This window comes from Oceanithermus desulfurans (genome assembly GCF_014201675.1).
Classification (GTDB): Bacteria; Deinococcota; Deinococci; order Deinococcales; family Marinithermaceae; genus Oceanithermus; species Oceanithermus desulfurans.
On sequence record NZ_JACHEZ010000004.1, the window covers coordinates 108,308 to 126,231 of the forward strand.

Annotated in this window: 17 protein-coding genes; 14 read left to right on the forward strand and 3 right to left on the reverse strand. The window is 70.8% G+C overall.

Translation table 11 applies throughout. The annotated features are described in order from the left end of the window. The first annotated feature begins 29 nt into the window (after window positions 1-29). The 7 genes from HNQ05_RS06155 to HNQ05_RS06185 all read left to right on the forward strand — a co-directional run bounded on the left by HNQ05_RS06155 (window position 30) and on the right by HNQ05_RS06185 (window position 7,327). On the forward strand, window positions 30-1,571 hold the full coding sequence (locus HNQ05_RS06155; protein ID WP_147146997.1) for an ABC transporter permease: 1,542 nt from the start codon (window positions 30-32) through the stop codon (window positions 1,569-1,571). Beyond that, window positions 1,572-2,534 carry an ABC transporter ATP-binding protein gene (locus HNQ05_RS06160; RefSeq protein WP_147146999.1) on the forward strand — a complete coding sequence of 321 codons (963 nt, stop codon included), beginning with the start codon at window positions 1,572-1,574 and terminating at the stop codon, window positions 2,532-2,534. Continuing rightward, window positions 2,531-3,181: a thiamine diphosphokinase gene (locus HNQ05_RS06165; RefSeq protein ID WP_183677660.1), complete on the forward strand. Its 651-nt coding sequence runs from the start codon at window positions 2,531-2,533 to the stop codon at window positions 3,179-3,181. Before HNQ05_RS06160 ends, HNQ05_RS06165 begins: the two co-directional genes overlap by 4 nt. A gap of 125 nt (window positions 3,182-3,306) precedes the next feature. Further along, window positions 3,307-5,019 carry an ABC transporter ATP-binding protein gene (locus HNQ05_RS06170; protein WP_147147003.1) on the forward strand — a complete coding sequence of 571 codons (1,713 nt, stop codon included), beginning with the start codon at window positions 3,307-3,309 and terminating at the stop codon, window positions 5,017-5,019. A gap of 9 nt (window positions 5,020-5,028) precedes the next feature. Further along, a complete protein-coding gene (locus HNQ05_RS06175) occupies window positions 5,029-5,259 on the forward strand; it encodes a hypothetical protein (protein ID WP_147147005.1) in 231 nt (76 codons plus the stop codon). Between the two features lie 2 nt (window positions 5,260-5,261). Next, window positions 5,262-7,025, forward strand: coding sequence for an adenosylcobalamin-dependent ribonucleoside-diphosphate reductase (locus HNQ05_RS06180; protein WP_147147007.1), 1,764 nt, complete (start codon window positions 5,262-5,264; stop codon window positions 7,023-7,025). Continuing rightward, window positions 7,025-7,327: an MTH1187 family thiamine-binding protein gene (locus HNQ05_RS06185; protein WP_147147009.1), complete on the forward strand. Its 303-nt coding sequence runs from the start codon at window positions 7,025-7,027 to the stop codon at window positions 7,325-7,327. Before HNQ05_RS06180 ends, HNQ05_RS06185 begins: the two co-directional genes overlap by 1 nt. A 70-nt stretch (window positions 7,328-7,397) precedes the next feature. On the opposite strand, the gene guaB is transcribed toward HNQ05_RS06185, so the two are convergent. Continuing rightward, on the reverse strand, window positions 7,398-8,867 hold the full coding sequence (guaB, locus tag HNQ05_RS06190) for an IMP dehydrogenase (RefSeq protein ID WP_147147012.1): 1,470 nt from the start codon (window positions 8,865-8,867) through the stop codon (window positions 7,398-7,400). Between the two features lie 40 nt (window positions 8,868-8,907). After that, a complete protein-coding gene (locus HNQ05_RS06195) occupies window positions 8,908-9,177 on the reverse strand; it encodes a hypothetical protein (RefSeq protein ID WP_147147014.1) in 270 nt (89 codons plus the stop codon). A 35-nt stretch (window positions 9,178-9,212) separates the two neighbouring features. Here HNQ05_RS06195 and HNQ05_RS06200 point away from each other — a divergent pair, with 35 nt between their 5' ends. The 5 genes from HNQ05_RS06200 to fba are packed head-to-tail and all read left to right on the forward strand — an operon-like array spanning window position 9,213 to window position 14,116. Beyond that, window positions 9,213-10,283, forward strand: coding sequence for a M28 family peptidase (locus tag HNQ05_RS06200; RefSeq protein ID WP_147147016.1), 1,071 nt, complete (start codon window positions 9,213-9,215; stop codon window positions 10,281-10,283). A gap of 33 nt (window positions 10,284-10,316) precedes the next feature. After that, entirely contained in the window at window positions 10,317-11,291 is a 975-nt protein-coding gene (locus tag HNQ05_RS06205) for a GGDEF domain-containing protein (protein WP_147147018.1), read from the forward strand. Continuing rightward, complete coding sequence (gene panC, locus HNQ05_RS06210) at window positions 11,245-12,075, forward strand: pantoate--beta-alanine ligase (protein WP_147147020.1); 831 nt, start codon at window positions 11,245-11,247, stop codon at window positions 12,073-12,075. The genes HNQ05_RS06205 and panC overlap by 47 nt, the downstream gene beginning before the upstream one ends. Window positions 12,076-12,086: 11 nt before the next feature. Further along, complete coding sequence (locus tag HNQ05_RS06215) at window positions 12,087-13,157, forward strand: type IV pilus twitching motility protein PilT (protein WP_147147103.1); 1,071 nt, start codon at window positions 12,087-12,089, stop codon at window positions 13,155-13,157. 32 nt (window positions 13,158-13,189) lie between these two features. Next, the gene (fba, locus tag HNQ05_RS06220) at window positions 13,190-14,116 is read left to right on the forward strand and encodes a class II fructose-1,6-bisphosphate aldolase (protein WP_147147022.1); all 927 of its coding nucleotides are present in this window, start codon (window positions 13,190-13,192) and stop codon (window positions 14,114-14,116) included. A gap of 71 nt (window positions 14,117-14,187) precedes the next feature. On the opposite strand, the gene HNQ05_RS06225 is transcribed toward fba, so the two are convergent. After that, window positions 14,188-15,486, reverse strand: coding sequence for a hypothetical protein (locus HNQ05_RS06225; protein WP_147147023.1), 1,299 nt, complete (start codon window positions 15,484-15,486; stop codon window positions 14,188-14,190). A gap of 170 nt (window positions 15,487-15,656) precedes the next feature. Between HNQ05_RS06225 and HNQ05_RS06230 the strand changes: the two genes are divergently transcribed. Both HNQ05_RS06230 and HNQ05_RS06235 read left to right on the forward strand, forming a co-directional pair. After that, window positions 15,657-16,937 (forward strand): thymidine phosphorylase, encoded by a 1,281-nt coding sequence (locus tag HNQ05_RS06230; protein ID WP_183677661.1) that lies wholly within the window; start codon window positions 15,657-15,659, stop codon window positions 16,935-16,937. A 52-nt stretch (window positions 16,938-16,989) separates the two neighbouring features. After that, window positions 16,990-17,922 carry a M23 family metallopeptidase gene (locus HNQ05_RS06235; RefSeq protein ID WP_147147026.1) on the forward strand — a complete coding sequence of 311 codons (933 nt, stop codon included), beginning with the start codon at window positions 16,990-16,992 and terminating at the stop codon, window positions 17,920-17,922. The last annotated feature ends 2 nt before the right edge of the window (window positions 17,923-17,924 follow it).

Below are 17,924 nucleotides of genomic sequence, written 5' to 3' on the forward strand. Positions count from 1 at the left end.
TACTACGCACTACGTACCACGCACTGCCTATGCGCCCCTCCCGCCTCGCCACCCTCCTCGTCCTGGTCTTCCTGGCCTTCGCGCTCTTCTGGCCGCTGGGGCTGGTGATCGGGCGGGGGCTCGGGTACGGCCTGGGGGCGGTGCTGGCCGACCCCTACCTGCGCGGGCGGCTCGGCTGGAGCCTGGCCTTCGGGGCGGGCTCGAGCCTGCTCGTCGTCCTCCTCGCCGTTCCCCTCGTCTACCTGCTGCGCTGGCGCTTTCCCGGCCGCGACGCGCTGGTGGCGCTTTCCATGGTCCCCTTCGTGCTGCCGACGCTGGTGGTGGCCACCGGCCTCCTCGCCTGGGCGGGGCCGCGGGGGCTGTTGGGCGTCGACCTGAGCGGAACGCCCTGGATCCTCTACTGGGGCAGCCTGCTCTACAACCTGGGGATGACGCTGCGGCTGGTGCTGGGGGTGCTGGGCGGCCACGGGCGGCTCGTCGAGGCGGCGCGGACGCTGGGGGCCGGCTCCTGGCGCAGCTTCCGGCGGGTGGAGTTGCCGCTTGCGGCGGGGGCGCTGGCCGCCGGGGCGGGGCTGACCTTCGTCTACAGTTTTTCGAGCTTCGGCCTGCCGCTCATCCTGGGCGGGCCGCGCTACGCGACGCTCGAGGTGGAGGTCTACCGCGCCCTCTTGCAGCGGCTCGCCTTCGGCGAGGCGGCGGCGCTGATCCTGCTGCAGACCGGGGTGCTGGCGCTGGTGAGCCTCGGCTACCTTTATGCCCAGCGGCGGCTGGCGGTGCGCGCCGCCGCCCCGGCCCCGCCGCCGCGGCTCGGGGGGGCGCGGGGCTGGCTGGCGTTCGCGCTGGTGGCCGGGTTCTTCGCGCTGCTCTACGCGCCCTTGTGGGCGCTGGTGCTGAAGAGCTTCTGGGGCCCCGAGGGGTTCAGCCTCGCCGGCTGGGCCGCGCTCGGGCAGGCGCAGGCCAGCTACTTCGCGCCCAGCGCCGGCCGGGCCGTCTACAACACCCTGCGCTTTACGCTGCTGGCGCTCCTGGTCACCGCGCCGCTGGGCCTCGCCTACGCCTACGGCGTCTGGAAGGGGGCGCGCGGCCTCGACCTGTTGGGTTTCCTGCCGCTGCTGGTCAGCCCGGTCAGCCTCGCCGTGGGCTACCTGCTCGCCTACCCGGGGCTGCGCGCCTCGCTGGTCCTTTTGGTGACGGCCTACGCCCTGATCGCCTACCCCCTCTTCGCCCGCACCGTGCTGGCGGCGATGCGGCGGCTGCCGGCGAACCTGGCGGAGGCGGCCCGCACCCTGGGGGCCGGGCCCTGGCGGGTGCTGTGGCGGGTGGAGCTGCCGCTCTTGCGGCCGGCGCTGGGCGCGGCGGCGGCGCTGGCGGCGGCGGTGACGATCGGCGAGTTCGGGGCGACGCTGGTGCTGGCGCGGCCCGAGTGGGCCACGCTGACGGTGGCCATCTACGAACGGCTGGGCAAGCCGGGTATCGTGAATTATCAGGAGGCCATGGCGCTCTCGGTGGTGCTGGGGCTGCTGGCCGGCGGGGTCTTCTGGGGCCTGGGCCGCGGCGGGGAGGTGGGGTAAGTGCTGGCGTGGCGGGACGTGGTGGTGCGCTATCCGGGCTTCGAGCTGCGGCTCGACCTGGAGGTGGCCCGGGGCGAGACGCTGGCCCTCCTCGGCCCCAGCGGCTCGGGGAAGTCGAGCGCGCTGCGGGTGGCCGCGGGGCTGGAACGCCCGGCCGCGGGCCGGGTCTTCTTCGGTGAGCGCGACGTCACCGACCTGCCCCCCGAGCGGCGGGGGGTGGGCTTCGTCTTTCAGGACTACGCGCTCTTTCCGCACCTGACCGTCGAGCGGAACGTGACCTTCGGCCTGGAGGAGCGCGGCTGGGAGCGCGACCGCATCCGCCGGCGGGTGGGCGAACTGCTCGCGAAGATGGGCCTCGAGGCCCACGCCCGGAAGAAGCCCGAGCAGCTCTCCGGCGGCGAGCGGCAGCGGGTGGCGCTGGCGCGGGCGCTGGCGCCGGAGCCGGCGGTGCTGCTGCTCGACGAGCCGCTGGGGGCGCTCGACCTGCGGCTGCGCGAACGCCTTCTGCTGGAGCTGAGGCGGGTCTTGAGCGACGAAAAGGTGACCGCCGTCTTCGTAACCCACGACCAGACCGAGGCCTTCGTGACCGCGGGGCGCGTGGCCATCGTCAAGGACGGCCGCCTGGTGCAGCAGGGCGCGCCCGAGCAGGTCTTCGAGCGTCCGGCCGACGCCTGGACGGCGCGGTTCTTGGGGCACAAGAACGTGCTCGAGCCCCGGCAGGCGGCGCGGCTGGGTCTGGCGGAGCGCTGGACGGTGCTGCTTCCGGGCGCGCTGGGGCTGGGGGCGGGCCCCCTGGAGGCGCGGGTGCGCGAGCGCCTCTTCTACGGGCCGCGGGTGGGCGTCTGGCTGGAGGCGCGCGGGGTGCGGCTCTACTGGGAGGGCCCGGAGGCCGGGGCGCCGCCCGAGGGCGCCCGCGTGCGCCTCACCATCGACCCGGCGCGGGCGGTGGAGGTGCGGCCTTGAACTGGACCCCTGACGTGCTGGTGCTCCTGGGCGGGCCGCTCGAGGCCACCGGCGCGCTGCGCGCGGCGGCGCGGGCGGCGCGGCTGGTCATCGCCGCCGACGGCGGGGTGCGCCACGCCGAGGCGCTGGGGGTGGAGCCGGCCCTGTGGGTGGGCGACTTCGACTCGGTGAACCTCGAAGACCTGACCCGCTGGCGGCACCTGCCGCGCATGGAATACCCCCGCGACAAGGACGCCACCGACGCCGAGCTGGCGGCGCAGGTAGCGCTCAAAGCCGGGCCGGAACGCCTGCTCTTCGCTGGCGGGCTGGGAGGCGAGCTCGACCACGAGCTGGGCAACCTGACGCTGGCCGTCGCTCTGGCGCAAGAAGGCGTGCAGACCGCTGTCTCCAGCGGGCCCACCTGGGCCTTTGCGCTGGTGCCCCCGGGGCTCGAGCTGGACCTGGAGCCGGGCACGTCTTTCAGCGTGGTGCCGCTGGCCGACCTGGAGGGCCTGACGATCCGCGGCGGCCGCTGGCAGCTGGAGGATGCCCGCCTGCCGCTCGGCAGCGGTCACGGGCTGCGCAACGCGGCCGAAGGCGGCGTGGACGTCGGGCTCATGGGCGGCTTCGGCCTTTTCGTTGTTGACGCGGCGCCCCGGGCTTCCTAGAATACGAACAAGATGATCCTTTAGCCGCCTCCTCTTTCGTCGGCGCGCCCCGCAAGGGGCGCAGGTCTTGGCCTGTTGATTTACCGACACGAAAAGGAGGCGTCGTGTTTTCCCGTCACCAAAGCATGGCTTTTGCGCTTGGTTTCGTCGTTCGCGCCGCTCCGGCGCTGGCGGCGGGGTTTTGGGGTCTGCTGGTTCTGCGGGCGCTGGTGCCCGCGGGGGTGGTGCTGTCCGTGGGGCGGCTGGCCGCGGCCGCCGCGGCCGGGGACGGCGACGCGCTCGCCCGCTGGGGCGGGGTCTGGCTGGGGGCGCTGCTCGCCGAGCGGCTCTTGGACCCCTTGTCGGGCATGGTGGAGGGCAACCTCAACGAACGCCTCACCGCCCGGGTCAACCGGGCGCTGATGGAGAAGATGAACCGGTTCGCGGGGCTCGAGCCCTTCGAGGACGCGGCCTTCTACGAGCGGGTCGAGCGGCTGCGGCGCGAGGCCAGCTACGCCCCCATGAACCTCTCGATCTTCCTGGGCCAGGTGCTGCTCGCGGCCCTGACGGCGCTGCCGCTACTCTTGCTGGTGGCCCGCTGGGGTTGGGTCTACCCGCCGGCGCTCTTGCTTTCGACGCTGCCCTACGCCCTTGCCGGGGTGCGGTTGCAGCGGCTGGTCTGGGAGACGGTCGTCGGCACCAGCCCCGAGGCGCGGCGCATGGACTACGCCACCGGGGTGGTGCTCAGCCCCGATTTGGCGGCGGAGACGCGCCTGTTCGCCAGCGGCGGCTTCTGGGCGCGTTTCTACGAGCGCAACTTTCGCGCGCTGCACGCCCGCGGCCGGGCGGTGCGGCGGCGCGAGGTCCTGGTCTCGGGCGTCTACGTTCTCCCCAGCGCCCTGGGGCTGGGGTGGACGTTCGGGAGCGTGCTAAAGGGCGGCGTGGGGGTGGGCGGCGTGGTCGAGGTGACCGCGGCGCTGCACCGGTTGCAGGCCGAGCTGGCGCTGCTGGTGGAGGCGCTGGGGATGCTGGAGCGCTCGCTTTACTACATGGATGAGCTGCGGGCCTTCTTGGAAGCCGAGCCACGCATCACCGGCGGCCGGCTTCGCCTGAACCCCGGGCCGCCCGAAGTGGTCTTCGAAAACGTTTCTTTTCGATACCCCGACGGGCGGGTTGCGCTCGCGGACGTCTCGCTGCGGCTCGAGCCCGGCCGCACCGCGGCGCTGGTGGGCGAGAACGGCGCGGGCAAGACGACGTTCGTCAAGCTGCTGCTGCGCTACTACGACCCCAGCGAGGGCCGCGTGCTGGTGGACGGGGTGGACCTGCGCGAGCTCGACCTGGCCGCCTGGCGGCGGCGGGTCTCGGCCGTCTTCCAGAACTTCGGCCGCTACGCGCTCAGCCTCGAGGAGAACGTGCGCCTCGCCGACCTGGAGGCGCGGGAGCCCGCCGGGCCGGCGCTCGCGCAGGCGGGCGCGGCGGAGCTGGTCTCGCGGCTGCCCGCGGGGGCGGTCACCCTTCTCGGCAAGGCTTTCGGCGGCGCTGAACTCTCGGGCGGGGAGTGGCAGAAGGTGGCGCTGGCGCGGGCGTTTTACCGTAAGGCCAAGCTGCTCGTCTTCGACGAGCCCACCGCCGCCCTCGACCCGCGCAGCGAAGCGCGGCTCTTCGCCCGTTTCGCCGAGCTGGCCCGGGGCCGTACCGCGCTCTTGGTGAGCCACCGGCTGGCCTCGGTACGCACGGCCGGGCACATCTTCGTCTTCAAAGCCGGTCGCCTGGTCGAGGCGGGCGACCACGGCGGGCTTTTAGCCCGGGGCGGCGAGTACGCCGAACTGTGGCGGCTGCAGAGCGAGCGCTACGCCTAGAATGAAGGCATGGACGCCAAGGGCTGGGTGTTGACCGCGGTCGAGAAGCTGGGCTGGGCGGGCGAGCGCGAGATCGTCCGCTGGCTCGACGAAGCGGGGGAGGAGCTCTCACGGCTGGAATTGCAAAAGGCGCTCGCGGCCCTGCTGGCCGAGGGCAAGCTCGAGCAGAAGGGCGAGCTCTACCGCCGCGCCACCCCCAAGGGCTCCAGGCGCGCCTTCGACGCCCTCTTCGAGGAGTAGCCGTGGCCGACCTCACCCCCCACGCCCTGCGGGTGCTGCGCGCGCGCTACTTTCTGCGCGACGCCGAGGGCCGGCCCGTCGAGGACGCCGCGGCCCTCTTCCGCCGGGTCGCCCGCGGGGTCGCCGCGGCCGAGCTCGACTACGGGAGCCGCAAGGACGCCGAGGCCTGGGCCGAGCGCTTCGAAGCGGCCATGGCGGGGCTGGACTTCCTGCCCAACTCGCCTACGCTGATGAACGCCGGCACCCCCCTGGGCCAGCTCTCGGCCTGCTTCGTGCTGCCGATCGACGACGCCATCGACGCGATCTTCCAGACCCTGCACCAGACCGCCCTCGTCCACCAGAGCGGCGGGGGCACCGGGTTCAACTTTTCGGCCGTCCGCCCCGAGGGCGACCGCGTCGTCCGCACCGGCGGGCGCGCCTCGGGCCCGCTTTCGTTCCTGCGGGTCTTCGACCGCGCCACCGAGGAGATGCGCCAGGGGGGCAAGCGGCGCGGGGCCAACATGGGCATCCTCGACGCCGACCACCCCGACGTCGAGGCCTTCGCCGACGCCAAGCGGCGCCCGGGAGTCTTGCGCAACTTCAACCTTTCGGTGGGGGCGACGGACGCCTTTCTCGAGGCGGTCGAGGCCGACGCGGACTGGGCGCTGGTGAACCCGCGGGACCGGCGCGAGGTGCGGCGGTTACCGGCGCGGGCGCTCTTCCGGCGCATTGCCGAGGCCGCCTGGGCCGGAGGCGACCCGGGGATGGTCTTCCTCTCTACGATCAACCGGCAAAACCCGCTGCCCGGCCTGGGTCCGATCCGCGCCACCAACCCCTGCGGCGAGGTGCCGCTTCTGCCCTACGAGAGCTGCAACCTGGGCTCGCTGAACCTGGCGCGGCGGGTGCGCGGGGGCGAGGTCGACTGGGAGGGGCTGCGCGGACTCGTCCACCTGGCCGTGCGCTTCCTCGACGACGTGATCCGCGTGAACCGCTACCCCGCTACCCCCTTCGCACTCATGGCCGAACGCAACCGCAAGATCGGGCTGGGGGTGATGGGCTGGGCGGAGATGCTCATCCGGCTGGGTCTGCCCTACGACACCGAGGCCGCCCGCCGCCTCGCCGGCGAGGTCGCCGCCTTCGTCCGCGCCGAAGCCGAAGCGGCGAGCGCGGCACTGGCGCGCGAGCGCGGCGCCTTCCCCAACCTGCCCTACGCCCGCGACCCCGAGCGACCGCGGCGCCACGCCACCCTGCTCTCGATCGCCCCCACCGGAACGATCAGCATCATCGCCGGCACCACCCCCTCGATCGAGCCCCTCTTCGCGGTCGCCTACACCCGCGAGGGCGTCCTCGGCGGCGAGGCCCTGCCCGAGGTGAACCCGCTCTTCGTGCGGATGATGGAAGAGCACGGCGCCGACTGGCGGCGGGTGGTGCGCGAGGTGGCCGCGACGGGGACGCTCGAGGACGTGCCCGGGGTGCCCGAGGAGGTGCGGCGGGTCTTCCGTTCGGCGCTCGAGGTGAGCCCCGAAGACCACCTGAAGATGCAGGCGGCCTGGCAGGCCCACGTGGACAACGCGGTTTCCAAGACGATCAACCTGCGTCCCGAGGCCACGCCCGAGGAGATCGAGCGGATCTACCTGGAGGCCTGGCGGCTCGGCCTCAAGGGGGTCACCGTCTTTCGTTACGGTTCGAAGGGGCAGCAGGTGCTCGAGCTGGGCTTCCACCCCCGGGGCCTGAAGAAGCCCGAGCCCCTGCAGACCTGGGCCGAAGAGGCGGGGAAGGAGGGATGATGTCGGTCCTCATGGAGTTCGCCATTTTTCCCACCGATAAGGGTGAGAGCGTGAGCGCCTACGTGGCGCGGGTGCTGCGCGTGATCAGAGAAAGCGGCCACCCTCACCAGCTCACCGCGATGGGCACGATCGTCGAGACCGAGACGATGGCCGAGGCGACCGAGCTTCTGAACCGGGCTTACGCGGCGTTAGCGGAAGACTGCAACCGCGTCTACGCCACCGCCAAGTTCGACGTGCGCGCAGGCCCTCCGGGGCGGCTCGAGGCCAAGGTGCGGGCGGTGGAGGAGAAGATCAGCCTGTAGCTTGTGGCCTGTAGCTTGTGGATCGAAACTTATTTCCACAGGCTACAGGCCACAGGCCACGGGCTACAAGCTATCTCGAATAATTCGGCGCTTCCTTGGTCACGGTCACGTCGTGGGGGTGGCTTTCGATCAGCCCCGCCATGGTGATCTGCACGAAGCGGGCTTTGCTGCGCAGCGTCTCGATGTCGGGGCTGCCGGTGTAGCCCATGGCCGCGCGCAGCCCCCCGACGATCTGGTAGAGCACGTCGCCCACCGGCCCCTTGTAGGGCACCATGCCCTCGATGCCCTCGGGCACGAGCTTCTTGGCCTCGGTCTGGAAGTAGCGGTCGGAGGAACCGCGCTTCATCGCCCCCAGCGAGCCCATGCCGCGGTAGATCTTGTAGCGCCGCCCGTCCTTGATGATCTCCTCGCCCGGGGCCTCGTAGGTGCCGGCGAGCATGCTGCCCAGCATCACCGTGTGGGCGCCGGCGGCCAGCGCCTTGGCCACGTCGCCGGTCTGTTTGACGCCGCCGTCGGCGATCACCGGCACGTCCGACCCCGCCAGCGCGGCCACGGACTCCATCACCGCGGTGATCTGCGGCACCCCCACCCCGGTCACCACCCGGGTGGTGCAGATCGAGCCGGGGCCGATGCCCACCTTGACCGCGTCGGCGCCGGCCTCGGCCAGCGCCCGCGCCCCCTCGCCGGTGGCGACGTTGCCGGCGATGAGCTGCACCCGCTCGCCGTAGGTTCGCTTCAGGTAGGCGAGCGCGTTCAGGATCCCCTTCGAGTGGCCGTGGGCGCTGTCGAGCACGAGCACGTCCACCTCGGCCTCGACGAGCAGGCCGGCGCGTTCCTCCAGGTCGGCGCCGGTGCCCACCGCGGCGGCGACGAGCAGCCGGCCCTGGGCGTCCTTGGCGGCGCGCGGGAACTGGCGCCGCTTGACCAGGTCCTTGAGGGTGAGCAGGCCGCGCAGCTTTCCGGACTCGTCCACCAGCGGCAGCTTCTCGATCTTGTGCCTGCGCAGCACCGCCTCGGCCTCGTCGAGGGTCATCCCCGGCGGCCCGGTGACGAGGCGCTCGCGCGGGGTCATCACCTCGGAGACCGGCTTGGAGAGGTCGGTCTCGAAGCGGATGTCGCGGTTGGTGACCAGGCCCAGCAGCTGGCCGTGGAAGTCGACGACCGGCAGACCGCCGATCTTGTACTCGCCCATCAGCCGGTCGGCGTCCTCGAGGGTGGCGTTGGGGGGCAGGGTGATGGGGTCGGTGATCATCCCCGCCTCGCTGCGCTTGACGCGACGGACGTGGTCGGCCTGGGTGCGGGGGTCGAGGTTCTTGTGGATCACCCCGATCCCGCCCTCGCGGGCCATGGCGATGGCCATCTTGGCCTCGGTGACCGTGTCCATGGCGGCGGAGAGCAGGGGCAGGTTGAGGGCCAGGGTGCGGGTGAGGCGCGTGCGGGTGTCCACCTCGGCGGGCAGCACCTCCGAGTAGCCGGGCAGCAGCAGCACGTCGTCGAAGGTGAGGCCGGTTCCCGTGATCTTTTGGGTGAAGTCGAGCATCTTCCCCCGATTATAGAGGGACGGCGGACCCGGCGAGCCCCTACTTCAGCTCTTTGGGCGGCGGGGGGCGGAACTCGCGCATCAGCCAGGGCTGGAAGAGGATGTAGGCCCCGGCGTAGACGATGAGCTGGGCCCACCAGCTCTTCAATACCGCCAGCCCCGAGGCGATCCCCACGCTCATCAGGATCAGCAGGGCCGAAAAGAGCAGGAAGGTCTTGAGGAAAAGGCGCAGCATCTTGCCCAGGGTGGGCTTCCTGGCTTCTTCGAGCTGACGCTGGTAGAGCTTCTTCAGCTTCTTCTTCTTTCCCACGCGGCTCAGCATACTCTACGCGGTAGGCTGGGGGCATGCGCGAGGTCTGGCGGGGGCTGGTGGCCTTCGAGCACCGGGGTACGGGCACGCGGCTCGAGCGCGAGGCCGCGGAGTGGCTGGCCGCCTACCTGGAAGCGCACGGCTTCGCCCCCGAGGTGGAGCGCTTCCGTGCTCCGGCCAGCTGGGGGCCCGAGGTGCTGGCGATCTCGCTGGCGCTGGGGCTCGGGGGGCTTTTCGGCTGGGCCTGGCTGGCAGCGCTGGGCTTCTACGGCTTCTGGGCCTACTTTTCCGGCTGGCCCCGGCCCTGGCAGCGGCTGTTCGCCCGGGCGACCTCGCAGAACGTGCTCGCCGAGGCGGGGGAGGGGCCGCGTACGCTGGTGCTGATGGCCCACTACGACACCGCCAAGACCTACTTCGCCTACCACCCCGCCCGGGTGCGCGGCTTCCGGGCGCAGTTCTTGTCCAACGCGGCGCTGGCCGGGCTGGCTGTGCCGCTGGCGTGGTGGGGCGGCGTCGCGGGGGCGCTGGTGGGCGCTTATTTTCTGGCGCAGGCGGGCCTGCTCGGCTGGCGCGAGCTCAAAGCCCCCTACGTGAACGGCGCCAACGACAACGCCAGCGGCGTGGCCGTGGTCGCCCGGCTCTTTATGGACCTGGCGCGGCGGCCGCCGGCGGGCTGGCGGGTGCTGCTGGCGCTCACCGGCGCCGAGGAAACCGGAGCGGCGGGGGCTGAACGGCTGCTTGCCTCGGGCCGGGTGCCGCCGGACGCCTGGGTGCTCAACGTGGACAACGTGGGTGCGGGTACGCTCCACTACGCCACCGGCGAGGGGATGCTCGCCTACTACCCCCACCGCGGCCCGCTGCTGGCCGCGGCGCGGGAGCTGGAGGGGGCGGCGCCCGTGGCGTACCGGCTCGCCTACTTCGACACCCTGCCTTTCGCCCGCCGGGGGCGCGCCGTGCTCACGCTGATCCGGCTCGCCGGCGGGGTGCCGCCCAACTGGCACTGGCCCAGCGACGCCCCCGCGGGGGTGCGCTGGTTCCAAGTCGAGGAGACCTTCGCCTACGCCTCGCGGCTGCTGGGCCGCCTGCTCCCCCTCAAAGAGGGGTAGTTACGGCAGCGGCGTACAGGTAGGGTGAGGACGATGCTGCAACGGTCGGGAACCCGGAGGTGGCGTGCGGGCATCGTGTCGCGCGCCATCGTCAGCGTGTCCGTGGGGCTGCTGGTGCTGACGCGCGTCGTCCCCATGGACCCGCGCGTCTACCTGGGGCTCACCGCGGTGGCCGTCGCCCACTTCTTCTTCATCTGGAAGACGAGCGTGCGCGCGGGGGTCTGGCTCGACTGGTTCAACCTGGTCTTCGACCTCTCGATGGTGCTCGCGATCCTGCAGCTGGGCGGACGTTCCGAAAGCCCCCTGGCGATCCTGGTCTACCTCTGGCTCTTCGCCATGGTGACGATGAACGCCCGCTACGGCGAACTGCGGCTGCTGGCGCTGCTGGCGGCGCTGGGCTGGGGCGTCCTCGCCCTGGGCGGGCTCGGGGGTCCGGGATACGGGGCCTACCTCGGGGTGCACACGATGGGCGTGCTTCTCTTCGTGGTGACCTCGCTGACGCTCATGGGTGAACGCCGCCAGAGCCTGCTCGACCCCCTCACCCAGGTGCTGCACCGGGGGGCGGGGCTCGAGCGCCTGGCCGAGTGGGTGCGCCGTCGCGAGCCCTTCGACCTGGCCTTCATCGACCTCAAGGGGTTCAAGCGCATCAACGACGCCTACGGCCACGCCGGGGGCGACGAGGTGCTGCAGGCGCTGGCCCGGCGGCTGCTCGCGGGCGTGCGGCCGCAGGACCTGGTGATCCGCTACGGCGGCGACGAGTTCCTGGTGGCGGGACCGGCCGGCTCGCTGGCGGGGCGGATCCGCCGCGTCTTCGAGGAGCCGATCGCCACGTCGATGGGCCGGGTCCGCCTCGCCGGGGACCACGGCGTCGTCACCTGGCGGCCCCACGAGGGCTCGAGCCTGGAGACCCTGCTGGCCCGGGCGGACGCGGCGATGTACCGCATGAAATATACTGAGTCCCGTGAGGATCCTCCGGAAACCGGAAGACCTGCCACGGACCGGGCCTAGACCCCGCGGCCTGGTACCCACGATGGGCTACCTGCACGAGGGGCACCTGGAGCTGATTCGCCGCTCGGCGGCGGAGAACGCCGAGACCGTGGTTTCGATCTTCGTCAACCCCCTCCAGTTCGGCGCGGGCGAAGACTACGAAAGCTATCCGCGCGACCTCGAACGCGACGCCCGCCTGGCCGAAGCGGCCGGGGCCGACTGGATCTTCCACCCCGACCCCGCGGCCATGTACCCGCCGGGCTTCGCCACCACGGTGCACGTGGGCGGCCCGCTGACCGAGCGCTGGGAGGGCGAACGCCGCCCCGGTCACTTCGACGGCGTGGCCACGGTGGTGACCAAGCTCTTCAACCTGGTGCGTCCCGACCGCGCCTACTTCGGCGAGAAGGACTACCAGCAGCTCCAGGTGGTGCGCCGCTTCACCGCCGACCTCAACCTGGGCGTCGAGATCGTGCCCGTGCCCATCGTGCGCGAGCCCGACGGGCTGGCGCGCTCGAGCCGCAACGTCTACCTGACGCCCGCCGAACGCCCCAAGGCCACCGTGCTCTACCGGGCGCTTCTGGCCGTACGCGAGGCCGCGGCCGCCGGGGCCTCGCCCAGGGAGGCGGAGCGGGCGGGGGCGCGCGTCCTGGCCGAGGTGCCCGAGTTCACCCCCGACTACCTGGCCGTGGTGCACCCCGAGACGCTCGAGCCTTTGCAAGAATGGGTACCGGGAGCCCGGGCCGTTGTGGCCGGCCGCTTTCCTACGGTACGCTTGATTGACAACATGGAGGTCTGGAACCCGTGACGATCGTGGACATGCTGAAGGCGATGGTGGCGCAGCGCGCCTCCGACATCCACCTGCAGGCGGGGGCGCCGCCGACGGTGCGCATCGACGGCAAGCTCAAGCCCTTCAGCCCCAAGGAGCTCAGCCCCGCCGAGGTGGAACAGATCATCAAGGTGCTGCTCACCCCCGAGCAGTGGGAGATGTTCGAATACCAAAAAGAGATGGACTTCGCCTACACGATCCCCGGCGTCGCCCGGTTCCGCTGCAACCTCCTGCGCCAGCGCGGCTCCATGGGCCTGGTGATGCGCGTCATCTCCGACGCCATCCCCAGCTTCGAGGCGCTGGGGCTGCCGCGCCCCATCATGGAACACTTCGGCGGCCAGGAGCGCGGCCTGGTCCTCGTCACCGGCCCCACCGGCTCCGGTAAGTCCACCACCCTGGCGGCCCTGATCGACCACATCAACGCCCACTACCCCAAGAACATCATCACCATCGAGGACCCGATCGAGTACCTACACCGCAACAAGAAGAGCCTGGTGGTGCAGCGCGAGGTGGGCGTCGACACCGACTCCTTCCAGACCGGCCTCAAGTACTCGATGCGTCAGGACCCCGACGTGATCCTGATCGGCGAGATGCGCGACCGCGAGACGGTGGAGGCGGCCATCACCGCGGCCCAGACGGGCCACCTGGTCTTCTCGACGCTGCACACCCTCGACTCGATCCGCACGATCAACCGCATCATCGACTTCTTCCCGCTGCACGAGCACCAGCAGATCCGCATCCTGCTGGCCGAGTCGCTGTTGGGCATCGTCTCCCAGCGCCTCCTGCCGCGCGCCGACGGCCGCGGTCGGGCGCTGGCCCACGAGGTGCTCGTGGCCACGCCGCTGATCCGTGAGTACATCAAGGACGAGGCCAAGACGCCGCAGATCAAGGAGGCGCTGATGGAGGACAACGTGCGCGGCATGCACACCTTCGATCAGCACCTGGTCGAGCTCTACAAGGAGGGCGTCATCTCCCTGGAGGACGCGCAGGACTTCGCCACCAGCCCCCACGAGTTCAAGCTGCTGCTCACCCAGATGACCGGTCAGAGCTTCACCGACTGACCCTTGCCGTACAATCAGGGCGGGAGGTAGGCATGCTCGTAACCGGTCTGGAGATCCTTTCTAGGGCCCGCAAGCAGGGGTACGGCGTCGGTGCCTTCAACACCAACAACATGGAGATCACCCAGGCGATCCTGGAGGCGGCCGAGGCCAAGCGCAGCCCCGTGATTCTCGCGCTTTCCGAAGGCGCGCTCAAGTACGGAGGTCGCGAGCTCACCACGATGGTGCGCGAGGCGGCCCGCGACGCCAGGGTGCCGGTGGCCGTGCACCTGGACCACGGCGCGTCCTACGAGACGGTGCTCAGGGCGCTGCGCTACGGGTTCACCTCGGTGATGATCGACAAGTCGGGGGAAGACTTCGAGACCAACGTGCGCGAGACCCGGCGCGTCGTCGAGGCGGCCCACGCCGTGGGGGTGAGCGTCGAGGCCGAGCTGGGGCGGCTGGCGGGCATCGAGGAGCACGTGGCCGTGGACGAGAAGGACGCCCTGCTCACCAACCCGCGCGAGGCCCAGCTCTTCGTGGAGCAGACCGGGATCGACTTCCTGGCGGTGGCCATCGGCACCTCGCACGGCCCCTACAAGGGCAAGGGCAAGCCCTTCATCGACCACGAGCGCCTGGTCAAGATCGCCGAGTTGCTGGGTAAGGACTACCCGCTGGTGCTCCACGGTGCGAGCGGGGTGCCCCAGGAGCTGGTGCGGCGTTTCCGCGCCGCCGGCGGCGAGATCGGCGACGCCCACGGCATCGCTCCCGAGGACATCCAGAAGGCCGTCTCCGAGGGTATCGCCAAGATCAACACCGACACCGACCTGCGCCTGGCCTTCACCGCCCGGGTGCGCGAGGTGCTGAACGAGAACCCCAAGGTCTTCGACCCGCGCAAGATCCTGGGCCCGGCGCGCGAGGAGATGCGAAAGGTCGTCGAGGCGCGCATGGACCTGTTCGGCTCGAGCGGCAAGGCCGATTAATTTTAGCCGGCGGGCGCGTTGCTTAAGAAGACCGGGCCACGGGCCCGGTCTTCTTTCCAAGCGCCCTGAGGCTAGGGAACCGTGTAGGTACCGCTGATGGAGGCCGCGCCCATCGAGGTGCCCGGCAGCACCGGAGCCACGATGGGGCCGCCGGTGGGGATCCAGCGCGTGCTGCTGAGCCAGTCGCCGATCGGCCGGTCCGAGAAGAAGGCCGCCACCTGCCACATGGCCTCGTCGCCCGAAAGGGGCTTGAGGCCGCTGAAGTCGGGCGCGCTCGAGAGGTCGGGCAGGGTGTAGCCGGTGGCGTTGTCCAGCCAGTCGGGGCTTACGTAGATCTGCCAGTAGCTGGTCGGTCCGCTGGTGGCGGTGGTGGCGGCGTAGAGGATCATGTAACCGGTCACGTCGGCGTCGGGGTGGTCGAGGTCGAAGGTGGGCAGAGCGGCCGCGGTCACGCTGTAGCTCGTGGGCCAGGCGGTGGGCAGCGCCGGAAGGTTCACGTTGCCGATACCGGCGGCCGCAGGAAAGGCCATGCTGATCAGCGAGCGGTCGTTGACGATGTCTTGGTAGCTCGCCTGCATCACGTAGACGTCGTCGCTCCCTGCTCCCGGCACCTTGGCGAAGCTGCCGCTGCAGGGGCTACCGCTGCCCTGACCCAGATCTTCCGCGAACAGCCCCTCGGGGGTAGCGAAGGCCGCCCCGAAGTCACAGCCGCTGAAACCCGACGGGGCGGAGGGGCCGCTGACGGTACCCGTGGTCAGGGTATCGGCGGCGGTGAAGGTAGCCGTAAGGTTGTCGTAGCCGCTCAAGTCGCTGCGTTCATAGCGCATACCAACGAGGTTGGCGAAGTCGAAACTGCCGTTGTAGGCCAGGTAGAGGAAGGGTTGCTGCGAACCAACGAGCGCCTGGACGGTATCGGGCGAGCTGGCATCCTCGGAGTCGTCTGCGGGCGCCACCGTGCGCAGCCGGTCACCGCCCACGGCACTGACGTCCCAGTTGACCGTGACCTCGGTGAACTGCTGGTCGCTGATGTTGAGGCAGGAGAAGACGGGCGCCGTGGTGTCGTTCGTCGTGAGCTGGTAGGTGGTGAAGAAGCCAAAGGTGCTCAAGAGAGGTATGCCGGGCAGGCAGTTGACCGAGACGCCGTAGCGGGTCTCGCCGGGGGGCACCATGAAGCTGTACTCGCCGTAGTCTTTCTGGGCGGCCAGCTTCCACGCCCCGTCGCCGACCTGGTAGATCACCGTGGCCGTGGCCGGGGTCCCCCACTGGTTGATCAGCTTGACCGACACCTCCGTGCCCTGCTGCTGGTTGCAGCCGCCGAGCCACAGCGCCGCCAGCAGGGCCAGAACGGGTACCGCGAACGTCCTTCTCATAATGCACCTCCCGTGGAGAACGGGGCACGATAACGCAAGGCGGACGGATCGCGTCAGCCGGTTGATTGTTCCCTCGTTTTCATTCTCCTCCGCGCGCCGGCCTTTGGCAAGGGGCGTGCGCCCCCGTTTCGGGGTGTCGTTCCTCACGATCGCGGATTATGCTGACCGGTATGCACGCCGTGGAGTTCATCGAGAAGAAGCGGGACGGCGGGGAGCATTCCCCGGCGGAACTGCAGGAGTGGATCGCGGCCTACGTGGAGGGGGCGGTCCCCGACTACCAGATGGCCGCTTGGCTGATGGCCGTCTACTTTCGGGGCATGACCGCGGCCGAAACCGCCGAGCTGACGCTGGCCATGGCCCACTCGGGCGAGGTGCTCGACCTCGCCGGCCTGGGCAAGACGGTGGACAAGCACTCTTCCGGCGGCGTGGGCGACAAGACGACGCTCGTCGTCGCGCCCATCCTCGCGGCCGCGGGGCTGGTGGTGGCCAAGATGAGCGGCCGCGGCCTGGCCCACACCGGCGGCACGATCGACAAGCTGGAGAGCATCCCCGGCTGGCGGGCCGAGCTCTCGGACGAGGAATTTCTGCGCCAGGCGCGCGAGGTGGGGCTGGTGATCGCGGGGCAGTCCAAGAACCTGGCCCCCGCCGACGGCAAGATGTACGCCCTGCGCGACGTCACGGGCACGGTGCCCTCGATTCCGCTGATCGCCAGCTCGATTATGTCGAAGAAGCTGGCCGCCGGCGCCCGCATCATCACCCTGGACGTCAAGGTGGGGAAGGGGGCCTTCATGAAGGACCTGGCCCACGCCCGCGAGCTGGCGCGGCTGATGGTCTCCATCGGCCGGCACGCCGGGCGCGAGGTGCGGGCGGTGCTGAGCCAGATGGACGAGCCCCTGGGCCGCGCGGTGGGCAACGCCATCGAGGTGCGCGAGGCGATCGCCACCCTGCGGGGCGAGGGGCCGGGCGACCTGACCGAGCTCTCGCTGGCGCTGGCGCGCGAGGCGCTCGAGGCCGCCGGCGAGGACCCGGCCCGGGCCGAGGCGGTCTGGAAGAGCGGCGCGGCGCTCGAAAAGCTGCGCGCCTTTGTGGCCGCCCAGGGCGGGGACGCGCGCGTGGTGGACGAACCCGAGCGGCTCGAGCTGGCCCCCGACGTCTACGAGCTGCGCGCCGAGGCGTCCGGCGTCGTCACCGAGCTCGACGCCTACCGGGTGGGGCTGGCGGTGCTGCGGCTGGGCGGCGGCCGCGAGCGCAAGGGCGACGCGATCGACCACGGCGTGGGGGTGCGGCTCGCCAAGAAGGTTGGCGACCGCGTGGCCGAGGGTGATATACTGGCTACGGTATTTCATCGCGCGGGGCGCGGACTTGAGGAATCGTCGCAACGATTGAAGGAGGCCTACCGGATTGGGCAACGCGCCAGCGTTCCCCCGTTGATCCTGGAAGTCGTCGCATGATTCCTCGCTTTTACGTGCGCCTGCCCGCGCCACCAAAGGAGAAACGGGCGGTATGAAGAGGCGGGTAAACGAGCGTTACACCATCCTGATCACCCGAACGGGCCGCGAGCCCCTGGTGGTCTCCTTTCGGCCCCTGGCGCTCCTGCTGGCCGCCTTGATCGTGCTCGTCTGGACCGCGGCCAGCGGCTACGCCTATTACAAGCTGAACGCGCTGCACGACACCCAGCAGCGCCTCGAGCTGCTTTCCGAGCAGGCGCGGCAGCTGGGCCTGGAGCTGGCGGCCGAGCGCAACCGCAACGAGAACCTGGCGGGTCAGGCGGCGAAGATGCTCGAGGAGCTGGACACCCTCGAGTCCGAGATCAACCGCCTGCGCGAACGCGCCGGTCTGCCCAAGCTCGAGCTGACGCCGGTGAACGGGCGCACCCCCGCCTCCGAGGGCCAGGGCGGCGGCGGCCGGCCGCTCTCCGCCGAGGACCTCTACAACCTCACCGCCGACCGGCTCAAGACGCTGCTGAGCGACCTCAACGGCGAGGTCGAGCCCGCCCTCCAGGAAACCCTGGCCAAGGAAGCCGCGCGGCCCGTCGGTTACCCGCTCAAGGTCGACACCTACATCGCCTCCGGCTTCGGCACCCGCCGCAACCCCTTCGGCCGCGGTTACGAGTTCCACGACGGCCTCGACCTGCCCGCCTGGTACGGCACCCCGATCTACGCCACCGCTCCGGGCAAGGTGATCGAGGCCGGCTGGTCGAACATCTTCGGCCGCTACGTCAAGATCGACCACGGCTACGGCTACCGCACCCTCTACGGGCACATGTCCAAGATCCTGGTCAAGCGCGGTCAGACCGTCGAGCGCGGCCAGGTGATCGGCAAGGTGGGCAGCACCGGGCGCTCCAGCGGCCCCCACGTCCACTACTCCGTCTTCGTCTGGGGCAAGGCCGTCAACCCGGTCCCCTACCTCAAGGCTCCCAGCTACGCAAACCGGTAAAC

What these genes read in the sequence shown, in the direction of transcription:
- HNQ05_RS06155 (WP_147146997.1), top strand. Translation starts at nt 30, where the DNA reads ATGCGCCCCTCCCGCCTCGCCACCCTCCTCGTCCTGGTCTTCCTGGCC.
- HNQ05_RS06170 (WP_147147003.1), top strand. Translation starts at nt 3,307, where the DNA reads ATGGCTTTTGCGCTTGGTTTCGTCGTTCGCGCCGCTCCGGCGCTGGCG.
- HNQ05_RS06175 (WP_147147005.1), top strand. Translation starts at nt 5,029, where the DNA reads ATGGACGCCAAGGGCTGGGTGTTGACCGCGGTCGAGAAGCTGGGCTGG.
- HNQ05_RS06185 (WP_147147009.1), top strand. Translation starts at nt 7,025, where the DNA reads ATGTCGGTCCTCATGGAGTTCGCCATTTTTCCCACCGATAAGGGTGAG.
- guaB (WP_147147012.1), bottom strand. Translation starts at nt 8,867, where the DNA reads ATGCTCGACTTCACCCAAAAGATCACGGGAACCGGCCTCACCTTCGAC.
- HNQ05_RS06200 (WP_147147016.1), top strand. Translation starts at nt 9,213, where the DNA reads ATGCGCGAGGTCTGGCGGGGGCTGGTGGCCTTCGAGCACCGGGGTACG.
- HNQ05_RS06205 (WP_147147018.1), top strand. Translation starts at nt 10,317, where the DNA reads ATGCTGCAACGGTCGGGAACCCGGAGGTGGCGTGCGGGCATCGTGTCG.
- HNQ05_RS06215 (WP_147147103.1), top strand. Translation starts at nt 12,087, where the DNA reads ATGCTGAAGGCGATGGTGGCGCAGCGCGCCTCCGACATCCACCTGCAG.
- fba (WP_147147022.1), top strand. Translation starts at nt 13,190, where the DNA reads ATGCTCGTAACCGGTCTGGAGATCCTTTCTAGGGCCCGCAAGCAGGGG.
- HNQ05_RS06225 (WP_147147023.1), bottom strand. Translation starts at nt 15,486, where the DNA reads ATGAGAAGGACGTTCGCGGTACCCGTTCTGGCCCTGCTGGCGGCGCTG.
- HNQ05_RS06230 (WP_183677661.1), top strand. Translation starts at nt 15,657, where the DNA reads ATGCACGCCGTGGAGTTCATCGAGAAGAAGCGGGACGGCGGGGAGCAT.
- HNQ05_RS06235 (WP_147147026.1), top strand. Translation starts at nt 16,990, where the DNA reads ATGAAGAGGCGGGTAAACGAGCGTTACACCATCCTGATCACCCGAACG.